Here is a 14579-nt window from a genome sequence, read left to right on the forward strand (position 1 = left end):
TTTCGTGGTTCCTTCTGGGATGTGTAGAGCACCGAGGTCTGTGACCTCTTCAGCGCCTGGTTGGGTGATGCATACTACGCAACCGGCCTCACAGAGGCCGGCTACAGAAGGCGGTCAATAGGTTAGCGCGATGTCCATGAAACTTGCAAAGAGTCCGTCGACATCGCCGCGCAAGGGGTTGTACAAATCCTCGAAGCCGGGGCCTGGCAGCAATCCGGAGACGCCGCCGATGATCAGGATGTTGTTGTTCAACAGCGGGCGCCATTCGAGCCCGAGGCTCAGGTCCGTGCCGATTTCCGTATCGATGTGATCTTGAAACGTAAATTGCTGGAGGACTTCGGTTTCCTGAAACCAGAGGAAGTTCACGTTCGAGATCATCTTCAGTTTCGGCGTCAGATCGGCGTCGAAACCGAGGTTGCACAGGTACAAGCCGGGATTCACGAAATTGGCTTGTCCCTGCGTTTTGCTGGAACGCAGGTTGGGAACGATACTGAGCCGATTGACTAAGTTGACGCCGAAGAGTTGGATCGCCTGGCGGTTCCAGTAGCTGAACTCGCCGCCGGCAAAGTTGGGATTGTCGAAGATGGCGTCGAAGCCTTCCGCCTCGCCGTCAAAGACGTCGTTGTCGCCAGACGCCCAAAACGCGGACGCGCGGAAGCGGGCCCAATCGCGGTCGTAGGAGAGTTCCAGCGCCGCCATTTGCGCGTTGATGTCTTGCTTCTGGCCGGCGATGGGATTCATCGAATCTTGCCCGAGCGCCCAATAGAATGCATGGCTGACGTTGACGCGATTGATATGGCCGTTGCCGGCCCAGCCGAGGTAATAGGCGCTGACTTCGTGTTTTTGGTACACGCCGGCGGGATCGGGGCGCACGAGGAAATCGTTGTCGTCGAACTTCTCGCTCGGCTTGTCGCGGTTGTAGTGAAAGCTGAGCTGCGTGGTGTAGCCGGGCCAAATGCAGTCCTGGCGATAGTAGTTGGCGATGACGACGTTTTGATGCCGGTCGTCAAAGGTGTTGAGCTGGCTATTGGTGTCTTTTTCGGTTTCATCGAACCAGATCAGGTTGAACTGGTCGCGGTTCGACAGACGCGTGCCGAACAAGCGCACGCCGCGGTTGATATCGGAGAAGACGAAGCCGCGGAAGTCGCTGACGAATGGCTGCGAGCCGGCGCGAACCGACATGAAGTCATAGTTCGGGCTCAGGTCGGCAAGTTTGGTTTCGACGAACCATTCCTCGAGCGCCCAATCGTCGCGGCCGCGGAAGCGCCCGTTGCGGACGTCGGGGTCGGTGACCGCGAGTTCATTGGCATCGAGATAGTTGGCGTTGAAGACCGGCGTCAGCTTGACTTGCCAGTCCATCGGCTTGAACGAGGCGTCGCCATGGAACACGCTGACCGAGAGACGCGTGTACTGCTGGAAGAAGAACTGGTTCGGGTTGCCGAAGAATTCTTCCTGAAACGGATCGTGCGTGCTCTCGAACGGCGTCGTCGCGGTCGGCACCTGGCGGCGTTCCAGCAGGGTGAGGCTGGCTGCCGTGATGTTCATGAAGGTGTGTTGACCCCAGAGCGGGTAGTCTCCCTTCATCACGTTTTGGTTGTACGGATCCCACCAGTTTCCTTCCTTGTACGGATAGTCGTCGCCGAGCGGATGCCCGCGGCCGTAGCGATCCCAAGGCATGAACCCGGCGCGCCAGCGGTCTTCGACCGGGACGAAATGGCTTGATTGTTGGTACTCGCTCGGCAACACGCCGGACGGCCCGGTATAGCCTGGGGGCAATTCGCTCGGCGTGCGGAACAGCGAGGTCTCGAAGTCGTCGACGGGGGGCGTGATCGGTTCAAGCAGCGGCGCGGCGTCCGGCGCGCGCAGCCAAGTTGGACCGCCGGGCGCTATCGATGCGGTTGGCGGCGGCAATGCCTCGATGGCCGCGACTGGAATGACTTGAGGATCGAAGATCGGCGTGACAACCGGCAATCGCTCGACACTTTGCGACTCAGCGAGTTGCTCCGTGACTGGGACGGAGATTACTGCCGGAGTTTCCAACAATGTTGGCTCAGTGACGACCCGTTCCAGCGAGTCGGTGTTCTCCGCTTCCGATGAACTGTCGTTTTGCGTGACAAAGATGCGGTCGAGCCAGCGTCGTGACGAGGTTTCCGCCGCGGTGGCTGCGTGCTGCGTGGTCAACCACAGCGCGCAGGCGAACGCGCATCGCCAATTGGAGCGATGTGGACTAACGCCATGGTTGGTCGGTCGCGCGTTCACTTCTTGGCTGCGCTTCCTGGTGCGCGCAGGACGCCACCCCGTCGTGACGGCATACGGCACAGTCCTCCTATCGGTCAAAGTCTGCTTAAACGTAAGAGTCGCCTGGAGTTTTCCTGTCTTCGCAACCGAGAAAGACGATGTAAGCAGAACTGTTTATCCAGCTCGCCAAGTTTGCTGGAGTTCTAGGAAGACAGCGCAAAATGCGCAGAGGGCCGCAGGATGTGGTCAAAACTCTGGGCGAAGCAGCGGAAACGCCTGACGACTGCGCCGCGGCCGGCGCCGGAAAAGCTGGAAGCGCGCGCTTTGCTGGCGGCGTCCAGCATCGTGGCGGTGACAGGCGACTGGTTGGGGAACGGCGTCGACACCGCGGGACTCTATAACCAAACGACGGGCGAGTTTTTCATTGCCACGGCGAATGCCACGTCGTTCGCGCAGATCTCCGGGAGCTACGGCCCGGACGGTAATAGCTGGATTCCGTTGGCGGGCGATTGGGACGGCGATGGCGACGACACGCTGGCGCTGTTCGATCCGGCGAGCGGGCGATTCTTTATCAAGAACGACCTCAGCTCGGGCGCTGCGGACCAGGTGTTTCGCTTTGGCCCCAGCGGCGCGAACTGGCAGCCGTTCGCCGGCGATTGGGACGGCAACGGCCAGGATTCCGTCGGTTTGTACGACGCCGCCAACGGCAAGTTCTATCTGAAGAATGCGCTCAGCGCCGGCCCTGCCGATATCACGTTTCAATTCGGGCCTAAGCCGACGAATTGGCGGCCCATTGCCGGCGACTGGGACGGGAACAATGTCGATGGCGTGGGGCTCTACGATGGCGCGCAAGGCCGCGTGTATTTGCGAAATGCGTTGAGCAATGGTCCGGCGGACACCGTGTTTTCGTTGGGGCCGAGCCCCGCGAATTGGCAGCCGCTCGCCGGGGACTGGGACGGCAACAACACGGAAACAGTCGGACTGTATAATCCGGCGTCGGATAAGTTCTTTCTCCGCAACACCAACACCAGCGGTCCGGCGGACAGCGTGTTCTATGTGACGCCGGCGCTCAACAACATTGCGCCCGAGGCGCTGGCGCCACTGACGGCCAGCATCACGGCCGCGCAACTAACGGCGCCGGAGGTCACGCAGTTGCTCGCCCGCGCCGCGGCGGCCACGGCCAGCGAAGACTACGTCATCGCCATCGTCGATCGCCAGGGGCACATTCTGGGCGTGCGCGTTGAGCAAAATGTATTGAATACGTTCGCTGGTCGCGACGACGAGCTGTACTTCGCGATTGATGGCGCCATCGCCAAAGCCCGCACGGCGGCATTCTTCGCGAACGGCGACGCCACTTCCGGTAACGCCACGCCGCTAACATCAAGAACCATTCGATTTATCAGCCAGTCGACGATCACCGAACGCGAGGTCGAAGGGAATCCGAATAGCCTCGACCCTTTGGTGCGCGGGCCAGGATTCGTCGCGCCGATCGGACTGGGCGGTCATTTTCCGCCGGAGATTCAGCACACGCCGCCGGTCGATTTGTTCGGCATCGAACACACGAATCGTGATAGCCTCGTGCATCCGGGGCCGGACGGCATCAAGGGAACCGCGGACGATATCAATCTCGCCTCGCGCTTCAATGTCGATCCCGCCTTCATCCCGACAGGGCAAGGTATCTTCGCGCCGGAGTCGTATGGATTCGTCACAGGACTGATGCCCGAAGCGCAAAGCCGGGGCATCGCCACGTTGCCGGGCGGGATTCCGATTTTCCGCGATTCCGCCGACGCGGACGCTTTCGGCGACACGCTCGTCGGCGGCATCGGCGTGTTCTTTCCCGGCGTGGATGGATACGCCACGCACGAACAGAACTTTATTCCCGGCGTCGGGCAGACCGAGGCCCAGCGGACCAATGCGCCGCGAGTATTGGAAGCGGAGTTCATTGCACTTTCGGCGATCGGCGGTAGTCGCAAAGCGGGCGTGCGCGTGGATACGCTCGACGGCATCGCGGCGATTCCGAGCATCGACTTGCCCTTCGGGCGGATCGATCTGGTCGGCATCACGCTCGAAACCGTGGGGCCGAATCCGCAAGGCTTGGAGCAACTCGTCGCATTCGGACGCACGCTCGGCGCGGGCAGCAGTGCGAGCGGGGCGGACCAGCAGGTTAACGCCGGCGGCGATCTGGCGATCGCTGGCCAAGCGGTGCCGCAAGGATGGTTAGTGTTGCCGCGCGCCGGCGGTAATCTCTCAGCGGCCGACGTGCAAGGAATCATCGATAACGCAGTCGATGAAGCACTGCGCGTGCGCGCGGCGATTCGTTTACCGCTGGGCAGTCGCACGAAGATGGTGCTGTCGGTCACGGATACGGATGGCAATGTGCTGGGGCTGTTCCGGATGCCCGACGCGACGTATTTTTCGATTGACGTGGCGGTCGCCAAGGCCCGCAATGTTTCGTACTATTCCGATCCATTGGCGATCCTCGACATCGATCGCGTGGACGGCAACGGGGACGGGATCCCCGACGTGCCGCGCGGGACCGCGATGACGAATCGCACGTTCCGGTTCCTGGCGGAACCGCGATTCCCGTCCGGCGTGGATGGCACTACCGCCGGGCCGTTCTCGACGCTGCTGACGCCGGGCGTAAATCCGTTGACTGCGGAGAACGTCAATCAGGCCGCGCCGCCGGCGAACACCGCGTTCACCACGGCGTTGGGCTTCGACGCGTTCACACCAGGACGCAATTTCCACGATCCGTCGAACATTGCCAACCAGAACGGCGTCGTGTTCTTCCCGGGCAGTGCGCCGCTCTATAGCGGGTCGACGCTAGTAGGCGGCTTCGGCGTCAGCGGCGACGGCGTCGATCAAGACGACACGGTAACGGCGTTCGGCGCATTCGGCTATGGACCGCCGACGAGCGTATTCCGCGCCGATCAAGTGCTGGTCCGCGGCGTGCGGTTGCCGTATCAGAAGTTTTTGCGCAATCCAGAGGCGTAAAGATACGCCGCGACACGTTATTACACATCTCAGAAGGAACCACGAAAAGCACGAAAGACACGAAAGAGTGGGGCGTCTCGTAGCGCCAATTTGATTAGTTCATCGCGAACTGCTGAGCTGGCCGTCCGTTGGTTCTTGCAGCCCATTCCCTGATCGAAGAATTGTTCGTGCCTTTCGTGACTTTCGTGGTTGTCTCCGGGCGCCCGGACAAAGATGTTCAGTGCAACGGTCCGACGGACCTTGGCTACAGGCAGGTTCTTTTGATGCGACTTCCATTCATTGCGGCCCTCCTTTTTTTGTTGACGGCGGCATCGTCGCTGTGCTTCGCGCAGAAGCCGTGGAATCAGAAGCCGCGCGCCGAGAAGATTGAGGATGACTATGTTCGCGCCGGGAAGCCGTGGGAATTGCGGCGTGGGGCGCAACCGACGAACACGCCGGCGTATGACCATGGCTATGTCGGCGGCGGGGCGGCGTTTCGTTGGGGACAGCCGCGGACGTTGGAGGAAGGAACTTGGGGCCGCGACTACGTCGGCGTGCTCTATCCGCGCCGCGTGTGGCTCAACTGGTGGCACGGGACTCGCTATCAGGGCGGCACGGGCGGTTATGCGACCGACGGGCCGAAAGTGTTTGGCGAGTAGACGGATCGTTGAACGGCGGCTATTCGTCGCTCGGCACGTTTCGCAAACATCCGATCGCGATGCGAATCTGGTCGTAGCTGACGTCGCCGCCGAGTTCGTCGAAGATTGGCTTGAGGCGTTCGGTGCCGACCTTGAGACCCGCGAGGCTGATGCGTCGAAACGTTTCCGTGTCGAGCCAGGGGCTGGCGTCGCTGATACGGTGATCTTCGATGAATTCAAAGAGATATTGCGCGGTGGTCGATAGCGCGCGGCCGGTAGCTTGCTGCACTGCTTCCAACGATTTCCCCATGGCGAACATCGCGAAGGCCGTGGCCTTGATGGGCGAAAGTTGTTTCGGCGCGGGCGCTTCCTCCGGCTCCGGCTCGACAGCTTCGACGAACTCGACATTCGCATCCAAGGCGACGCCGGTGCGTTCGCAATGCTCTACGATCGCGGCGACGAATTCCGTGCCGTAATCGGCAAGCTTCTTGTCACCGACGCCATGGACGTGGCGCATGGCCGGCAGCGTCGACGGCCGGCGGCGCGCCATGTCGCGGAGCGTGGCGTCGCCGAAGACGATGAACGGCGGGAGGCCTTTTTCGTCGGCTTTTTGACGGCGGAGTTTGCGGAGCGCGTCGAACAGTTCGCGATCGACGCCTTCCCAGGAGCCGAGATCGATCCGCCCGGCGTCCGTGGAGGAGCTACTCGAAGTGCGCGCGGTCTTTCGCGATTTGCGTTCACGGACATGCGGCTTCGCCAACATCGGCAGGGTCTCGCCGCGCAACACTTGCCAGCCCGGCTGCGTGACCTGCAATACGTTGTATTCGCCGGCGCGGACCAGAAAACCTTGTCCCTGAAGCTGGTCGATCCACTCGCGAATATGCCGCTTGTCATGTTCGCGCAGGAGCCCGTAGGTGCTCAGGCGATCGTGGCCGCGCGTGGCGATTTTTTCGTCCGTGTCCCCGATCAAAACTTGCGACGTGTATTCCGCGCCGAACGATTCCTTTAATCGCAGCACGCAGGACAAGATTTTCTGCGCGATGATCAGGCGATCCTCGATCAATTCCACGCCGCCGAGACAGACGTCGCAGGCGCCGCAGTTTTTTGCCTCCAGGTCTTGTCCGAAATGGCGGACTAGCAGCCGGTGCCGGCACTCGAGCGCCGAGCAATAGCGATCGATCCCTTGCAGAACTTCCATCGCAACCTGATAGGCGTCCGGCGGCAGGTCCTGCTGAATCTTGCGCCAGGTGAGGAAGTCTTGCGGCGACCAGAACAACCAGCACTCGGCCTCCAGGCCGTCGCGCCCGGCGCGGCCGCTTTCCTGCTGATAGGCTTCCAGACTTTTCGGCGACGCGGCGTGAATCACGTAGCGGACGTTGGATTTGTCGATGCCCATGCCGAAGGCGACGGTGGCGACGATGATGCGCGCGCGATCGTTGATGAAGCCGTCTTGGTTGCGGCGGCGGTCGTCGTCCCCCAAACCCGCGTGATAGGGCAGCGCCGCGTAGCCGGCCGCGCACAAGCGTGCGCAAAGTTCGTCGACATCCGCGCGGCGGATGCAGTAGACGATGCCGGAGTCGTCCGGAAAGCGCTCGACGACGTCGCGCAGTTGGCTGAACACGTCCTTGCGGCGCACGACGCGATAGTTCAAGTTCGGCCGGTCGAACGAGCCGACGAGTATTTCCGGATCGCGCAGATGCAATTCCCGGGCGATGTCCTCGCGCACCCGCGGTGTGGCGGTGGCGGTGTAGGCGTGGACGCCGACTTCGGGGAATTGCTCCTTGAGCGCGCGGAGCATGCGATACTCAGGCCGGAAATCATGGCCCCAGTCGCTGATGCAATGCGCCTCGTCGATGGCGAAGAACGAGACGCGCTGGTCGTGGAGAAAATCGAGCGTCCGCTCGTTCATCAGCCGCTCGGGCGACATATAGAGCAGCTTCAAGCGGCCGGCGCGGACGTCGTTGGCGACCTGCTGACGTTCGCCGGCGGACATCGCGCTATTCACGCTGGCGGCGGCGACGCCGTTATCGCGGAGGGCGTCGATCTGGTCCTTCATCAGCGAGATCAGCGGCGACAACACCACGGCGACGCCGTCCATCGCCAACGCTGGGGCCTGAAAGCAGAGCGATTTTCCGCCACCGGTCGGCAGCACGACGACGCTATCGCGGCCCTCGACGACGCTGCGCATGGATTCGGCCTGAAGAGGTCGAAAACTTTCGAACCCCCAGACTTGGCGCAGGATGCCGCGAAGTTGTTCCACGAGGAGATGTGATGCTGGGTCGTGATGCGATTATCGTCGCATCAAATTTACAGGATGCGCGCCCACTACCGATACTAGCCCGCAGCGCCAGCGAGGGAGAGGGGACATCGGGGATCGATCGACGTGAACGCCGGGCCGACGTTCCGATCCGCAAAAATCGCATTCGATCGCAAGTGTAGCGGTCCGCGTGGCGTATTCGTTTAGATGTTCACCGACGTCAACTCTCCCTCGCTGGCGCTACGGGCTAGTCATGGCAAGTCCCGCCTTAGGGAAAATAGTCCGGCGTTGGCGCGACGCGATTTCCGGCCAACATTTCTTCCAAGTACGCCGTAACGCGATCCTCGATGCGTTGCAGGAAGGCTGCGCCGGTGGCGGCTGTGGCCAGGGACGGTTTCTGGTCCGATTGATCGGTCCACATGTCGGTGCGGACGTTTTCCGGAAAGGCGGCTAGTGCGGTCGAGGTTTCGAATTCTTGCGCGTGGCCGGGCAGGTCGCTGGGGAGTTTGTGGCCGCCGCGCAGCAGGTCTTGGGCATCCTGTTCGTGGAGGACGTCCCAGTACGAAAGGAACTGCACGTTGACGCCGGCCAGACGTTGAAATTGATCCCAGACGCCTTGGCAGGGGGCGATGTTGCCGCCGTGGCCGTTGAGGACCAGGACGTGCTTAAAGCCGGCGCGGACCATGCTGTCGATCAGGTCGCTCACGACGGCCAGAAGCGTGCCGGGGCGCAGGCTGAGCGTACCGGGGTGCCGCATGTGGTGCTCGCTAACGCCGGCCATCACGCCGGACGCGACGATCACGCGCGGCGCGAGCCGTTCCGCCACGTGTTCGGCGACGAGCGTCACGCTCCGCCAATCGTGCTCCATCGCGAGGTGTTCAAGATGCTGCTCGATTGCGCCTAGCGGAATGATGCACGCTTGTAGTTCGCCGGACTGCATCCGTGAGCGGAATTCGCGGCGCGTGAGTTTGCCGAGTTGTGTCAAAGTTTTCAGTTTTCAGTTTTCAGTTTTCAATTCATCACTCATCACTCATCACTCACGCCCTCAGCCATTCGCGCATGACTTTTCCGCGGGATAAGGTATGCGGGCGGCTGAAGGTGTCGTGGAGTTCCAGGTCGGAGGGGATGCCGAGTTGGTGGTAGAGCGTGGCGAGGACGTCGCAAGGATGTACCGGGAGGTCGGCGACGAAGGCGCCTTTTTTGTCGCTGGCGCCGTAGACCTGGCCGCCTTGGAGGCCGCCGCCGGCGAGGACGGTCGTGTAAGCATTTGGCCAATGATCGCGTCCGGCGTCTTTGTTGATGATGGGCGTGCGGCCGAATTCGCCGGTATTGACGACGAGCGTTTTTTCCAGCATGCCGCGGTCGGCCAGATCGGAGATCAAGGCCGCGAAGGCCTGGTCGGTGCGCGGCATAAGGTCTTCGTAACGTCCTTTCAGGCCGCCGTGCGTATCCCATTCCTGGTTGAAGGCGTTGTAAGCGACGAGTTTCACGCCGGCTTCGATCAGACGCCGCGCCAGCAACAGCGATTGGCCGATCTTGGTGTGGCCGTAGCGTTCGCGCGTGGCCTCGGGCTCGAGCGATAGATCGACCGCTTCGCGGACGCGCGGGTCGATGATCAATTCGTAGGCGCTTTGGCGGAGGCGATCGTGCGTCGTGAGTTGCGACCGTTCCAAGCGGCGCGCGGCGTCGTCCATTTGTCCCAGCAGCGACCAACGCGCCGACATCCGTTCCGCGGCGAAGCCTTCGGGCAAGGTCAACGAAAGCGGTCGGAATTCTTTTTTCTGCGGCTCGCCGGCGATCAGAAACGGATCATGCACCGGGCCCAGGAAGCCGGAGTACTGGCCCGGCATGCGATTCGAGGGTCCAGGGATGCTGAGCCAGGTCGGCAGCGAGACGCTCAACGGCACCGGCGAGGGTTCGCGCTGCAGATAGTTCAGCACGGCGCCGGGACCGGGGAAATCATCGCCCTTGGCTTCGCGATCCTGATCGGGTTGATCGTTTGATCCGGTCAGCGTGACATACGTGCCGGCGATGTGGTTCGTGAAGCGATGCTCCATCGACCGCACGACCAGCAAGTGCTCGGCGATGCGCGCGGCGCGCGGGACCATCTCGGTGAATTGAATGCCGGCGACGTTCGTGCTAATCGATTGAAACGGGCCGCGGACTTCCACCGGAGCGTCAGGCTTGGGATCCCAGAGGTCGAGGTGGCTCGGGCCGCCTTGCAAGAGCATGAAGATGCAATGCTCCGCGCGCGGTGCGGCGGTTTGTTCGGCCAGTGCCGCTTGCCGTGGTAGCAACGAACCCAACACGCTGACGCCGCCGATGCGCAGTAGCTCGCGACGGGAGAGGTCCGGCCTCATGATGCGCCTCGCAGGTTGGGGAGGGGGGTCGCTTGGCCTGGCGCTCGGCGCGGCGCTGGGCGTGCGGTGGGACGCAAACCAGTGTAAACCAAGGGCTACTCGCGCGACAAGTCGCTCAGCCTATTTCGCGGCGCCACTGCTGGAGATCGGCTCGGCCCCTTCCCAGGGCGCTAAGTCCTTCGTGCCGGGCAGGAAATGCGGAAAATCGTCGACGTACTCGATCTTGATGTTGGCCCGTTGTTGCTTGGCGATCTCTTCGACGATTTCCTTGGCGACGATCTGCTTGAGCTGTTCCTGGACGTCGCTCCATTGCTTGTCGCCGGGCTTTTCTTCGGTCATCTGGATCAGGTGGACGCCGAAGGGCGTGATGATCGGCTCGCTGACCTGGTCTTTTTCCAGTGCGAAGGCGGCGTCATTGAAGGCTGGCATCATCGGTCCGTTGCGGCCGATCCATCCCAAGTCGCCGCCGACGCGCCGGCTGGGCCCTTCCGAGAATTTCTTGGCCGCATCAGCGAAGGTGAGTTTCTTGTCGAGGATGTCTTGCCGAATCTGTTTGGCTTCGGCGAGCGTTGGTTGTAGGGCCTCGAGCAATTTGGGTTGGTCGACGCGGAGCAGGACGTGACTGACGCGAAGTTGTGAGCCGTCCAGATCTCGGCGGTGGCGCGCAAAGCAGGCTTCGAGCGAGGCGTCGGTCAACGATTGAGCGAGATACTTGGCCCAACTGAGTTGCCAATTGATCTGCGCTTTCAAACCTTCGTCATCCAGGTTTTGCTGCTGCTTGAACTGTTCGAGCGAGGACTTTTGCTGAGCGAGGTTCGTTTCGAGGCGTTGGATCGCTTCTTGGATTTGCTCGTCCTTCGCGCCTTCCGTGGCCGTGAGAATGTAGCGCCGCACCAGGCGCTGATCGATGGCGGTCTCCAGAGCTTGCGCGACCGCGGGGGGCGGAGTCTTGCGCGATTCCTGGTTCTGGTAGATCGCCTGGAGAACCGTTTGGACCTCGGCCATGGCGACCGGTTCGCCGTCGATCGTGGCGACCGTCTTCGTAGGTGGAAACTTGACGATCGTCGGCGCGGCGGGTTCTTGCGCCGACAAAGGTTGCGCGAGCAAGAACACCGCCAGCAGAATGGCGAGCGACGAACGTCGGGGCGGGCGATCCATCATTAGAGTTGCTGCGCGGGCGATGCGACGAGGTGGAAGTGGTAGCGTTGTTGAGGGCTGCTGGCCGTTGTGATTTACACGTCAACTCCTCTCCCTCGCTGGCGCTACGGGCTAGTGTGCGTCGGGGTCGTGAGGGGCGGCGTTACGGGAGTTCCAGGTCTTTGATTTCGAAGTTCAGTTCCACTTCCGTTACCGAGGTGGGGGTGCGGTAGACGAACGTGTGGTCTGCGAGACCTTGTTCGCGGGCGAAGATGTAGGCCATGCCGATTTCGTTTTCGTCTTCGCTCGTGGTTTCCAGGCTGTCGTAGGGGATCTCTTCGCCGTTGGGCGCGAGGAGCTTGGCTTCGTTGTTGAAGACCCAATTCAAGTGCGATTGCAGCGAGCCGGCCGCGTCTTCGAAGCGCGTCAGCACGCGGACTTCCCAGGCGTCGTTGTTTTTCCAGACTTCGTCAATGGTGACCGTCACGCCGGCCTTCGTCTGCGAGGTTTTTTTGGCTTTGTCGATTTTGGCGAAGCTGAAGGTTTCCTGGCGGCCGGGCAATAGCGCCCGGAGTTTTCCTTCGAGCGCCGCTAGTTTGCCCGCGGAGCGCGCCGGCAGGTCGAACGTGAGCGGCAAGGTGACCGTCGATTGCCCTGGGCCGACGGGGATTTCGTATTCTTGCTCGCCGCCTTGCACGCTGAGGGCGTTTCCCTGATCGTCCGTAGCGGCGAAACTATCCATCGGCAGCGACATAACAATTGGCGCCAGCCGCGGTTCCCAGGCGGCTTCGAGTTGCAGTTGAAGCGTGTTGCCGACGCCAGAGGAGAAATCTCGCGTGGCACTGATATCCAACGGGGCGATGCGAAACGCCTGGGCGTAAATGGCCAGCCCGGTGCGCGGCGCGGCCATTTCACCTCGCCGCACGAGGCCGAGGCCCTGTTGATCTCCATAGGCGTTGACGGTGAGTTGCGCCTGGTCAAGCAGGTGATCGAGCGCTTGCCAGAAGGACTCGTCTTTGATGTCGAAGGTCAGCTTGTCGTCCGCTGTAGAGTCGTCGTCCGACAGGCTCAAGTAGACTTTGTTCCCGGATTGCGATTCGATGGATTTGACCGCGTCCGCCAAGGTCATTTCGCCCGTCAACGTGATGTGCGTGGCTTCCTTGTGGGAATCGGCCAGCGCTTTTTCCAGTTTGCCGCGGACGCGAGCCAAGCGCTGCTTCACTTCGGCCGACATCCGCGCCGTGGCTTCCGGCAGGTGATCGAGCGCGGCGGGGCCAATATCCAGCAGGGCTTGTTCGGCGGATTCGCGCGCCGTTTTTTCGCGGGCGTCGAGTTGCGTGACCTGTTGCTTGACTTGCGCAGCCGTGTCCGGCGCTGGCGCAGCCGTCTCTGGCGCCGGCGCGGGGGCCGTGGCCGGTTCCGCCTCGGCCTGAAACATCAGACAAGCCACGACCAGCACTGCTTTCCACATGGGCGAGCCTCCGCAAGTTCGCGCCGCCGCGACGCGAAACACGCGGCGCCGCCGTTGTATTCGACAGAATTGTAACACCAGTTTCGCGGGGCCGCCACGCGCCGCCGCGTTCGTCCCGCTGGCGGCCGGAACGGTGATCGCCGGCGCAGTAGGCTTTCAGGTGTCCGCGGCCCATTCAAGCGCCGATCCTTGCAGCGGCGGCCCATTCCGTGAGCGTCCCGATGCGATTCGCGATTCTGGCGACGATCTTAGTGCTGGCGACCGTTCCTCGCGCCGAAGCGGCTGGCTTGGGCGCCAAAGGCTCGCTGTTCACGTTGGAACTGGATGGCCGGCGCGCCGAGGGAACGGCCCTCGAGTGGTCACAATCCGAGGTGGTTTTCCTGGAGCGCGACGGCAGGCTGATGACGTTTCATCCCGGCGAAGCGAAGAACTACCGCAAGCTGGGCGATCGCTTTCGCGGTTACTCCAGTTCCGAACTGCGCGCGGTGCTGACACGGGATTTAGGAAAAGATTTCGAGATCAGCTCCACGGGGCACTACCTCGTCGCGCATCCGCCGGGGCAGAGCGCGCAATGGAGCCAGCGGTTTGAGGATCTCTACCGTTCCTGCGCCCATTATTTCTCGGTGCGCGGATTTCGATTGGCGGAACCGCAGTTTCCGCTCGTGGCGGTGGTATATCGGAATCAGGACGAGTTTCTGCGCCAGGCACGCGCGGAAGGGGCCAATATCGACGCCTCGGTGCTGGGTTACTATTCTCCGATGACCAACCGGATCTCGATGTTCGATATCGGCGGCGGCAAGTCCAATCGCCAGGATTGGAAAATGAACGCTGAGACGATCATTCACGAAGCGACGCACCAGACGGCGTACAACACCGGCATTCATCGCCGCTTTGGCGCGGCGCCGCGTTGGGTGGTCGAGGGACTCGGCACATTGTTTGAAGCGCCCGGCGTGTATGACTCGCGGTCGAATTCCAGTCAACCGTCGCGAGTCAATCGCGGCCGCTTCGACGATTTTCGATCCCTCGTGGCGAGCCGCCAGCCGGGGACCATTGCCGAATTAGTCACCAATGATCGTCTGTTTCAATCGGAAGCCTCTCGCGCGTATGCGGAAGCCTGGGCGTTAACCTATTGGCTCGTGGAAACCCGTCCGCAACAGTACTCGAAGTACTTGCAATCGATGGCTGCGCGGCCGATCTTCGCCGATTACACACCGGAGCAGCGGCTGGAAGATTTTACGAAAGTCTTTGGCAGCAACTTTAAGCTGATTGAAGCTCAGTTTTTACAGTACATGACGACGGTCCGGTAGGGCGGTCTCCCTGTGCTGCGACGTTTCATTGTTGTGGCACGGTCGGGAGACCATTGGCATCTACACAACTTTTTCCGGGCATCCGGAAGGAACCACGAAAAACACGAAAGGCACGAAAGTCTTGTCGAGTATTGGATTGCGCTGGAAGTGCCAAAGGGACGTCGGCTAGGCGATCTGCCTTCAAATGGCCACCGCAAG

The 14579-nt window shown here is 61.7% G+C and carries 9 protein-coding genes; 3 read left to right on the forward strand and 6 right to left on the reverse strand.

Annotation, left to right across the window (positions count from 1 at the left end):
• Positions 1-114: 114 nt before the first annotated feature.
• Positions 115-2181 (reverse strand): hypothetical protein, encoded by a 2067-nt coding sequence (locus tag SGJ19_25645; GenBank protein ID MDZ4783646.1) that lies wholly within the window; start codon positions 2179-2181, stop codon positions 115-117.
• A 297-nt stretch (positions 2182-2478) separates the two neighbouring features.
• Here SGJ19_25645 and SGJ19_25650 point away from each other — a divergent pair, with 297 nt between their 5' ends.
• Both SGJ19_25650 and SGJ19_25655 read left to right on the forward strand, forming a co-directional pair.
• Positions 2479-5232, forward strand: coding sequence for a heme-binding protein (locus SGJ19_25650; protein ID MDZ4783647.1), 2754 nt, complete (start codon positions 2479-2481; stop codon positions 5230-5232).
• Between the two features lie 263 nt (positions 5233-5495).
• Positions 5496-5870 (forward strand): hypothetical protein, encoded by a 375-nt coding sequence (locus tag SGJ19_25655; GenBank protein MDZ4783648.1) that lies wholly within the window; start codon positions 5496-5498, stop codon positions 5868-5870.
• Between the two features lie 19 nt (positions 5871-5889).
• Here the strand turns inward: SGJ19_25655 and recQ are convergent, their stop codons facing one another.
• The 5 genes from recQ to SGJ19_25680 form a co-directional block, all read right to left on the reverse strand.
• Complete coding sequence (gene recQ, locus SGJ19_25660) at positions 5890-8109, reverse strand: DNA helicase RecQ (GenBank protein ID MDZ4783649.1); 2220 nt, start codon at positions 8107-8109, stop codon at positions 5890-5892.
• Positions 8110-8374: 265 nt separating this feature from the next.
• Positions 8375-9091 carry a creatininase family protein gene (locus tag SGJ19_25665; GenBank protein MDZ4783650.1) on the reverse strand — a complete coding sequence of 239 codons (717 nt, stop codon included), beginning with the start codon at positions 9089-9091 and terminating at the stop codon, positions 8375-8377.
• A gap of 52 nt (positions 9092-9143) precedes the next feature.
• Positions 9144-10466, reverse strand: a complete 1323-nt coding sequence (locus tag SGJ19_25670; GenBank protein MDZ4783651.1) for a DUF1501 domain-containing protein — start codon at positions 10464-10466, stop codon at positions 9144-9146.
• A gap of 120 nt (positions 10467-10586) precedes the next feature.
• The gene (locus SGJ19_25675; GenBank protein ID MDZ4783652.1) at positions 10587-11627 is read right to left on the reverse strand and encodes a peptidylprolyl isomerase; all 1041 of its coding nucleotides are present in this window, start codon (positions 11625-11627) and stop codon (positions 10587-10589) included.
• Positions 11628-11766: 139 nt separating this feature from the next.
• Entirely contained in the window at positions 11767-13074 is a 1308-nt protein-coding gene (locus SGJ19_25680) for a hypothetical protein (GenBank protein ID MDZ4783653.1), read from the reverse strand.
• Positions 13075-13295: 221 nt separating this feature from the next.
• On the opposite strand from SGJ19_25680, the gene SGJ19_25685 reads away from it, so the two are divergent.
• Positions 13296-14381: a DUF1570 domain-containing protein gene (locus tag SGJ19_25685; GenBank protein ID MDZ4783654.1), complete on the forward strand. Its 1086-nt coding sequence runs from the start codon at positions 13296-13298 to the stop codon at positions 14379-14381.
• Positions 14382-14579 lie beyond the last annotated feature (198 nt).

It is taken from the genome of Planctomycetia bacterium, assembly GCA_034440135.1.
Lineage (GTDB): Bacteria > Planctomycetota > Planctomycetia > Pirellulales > JALHLM01 > JALHLM01.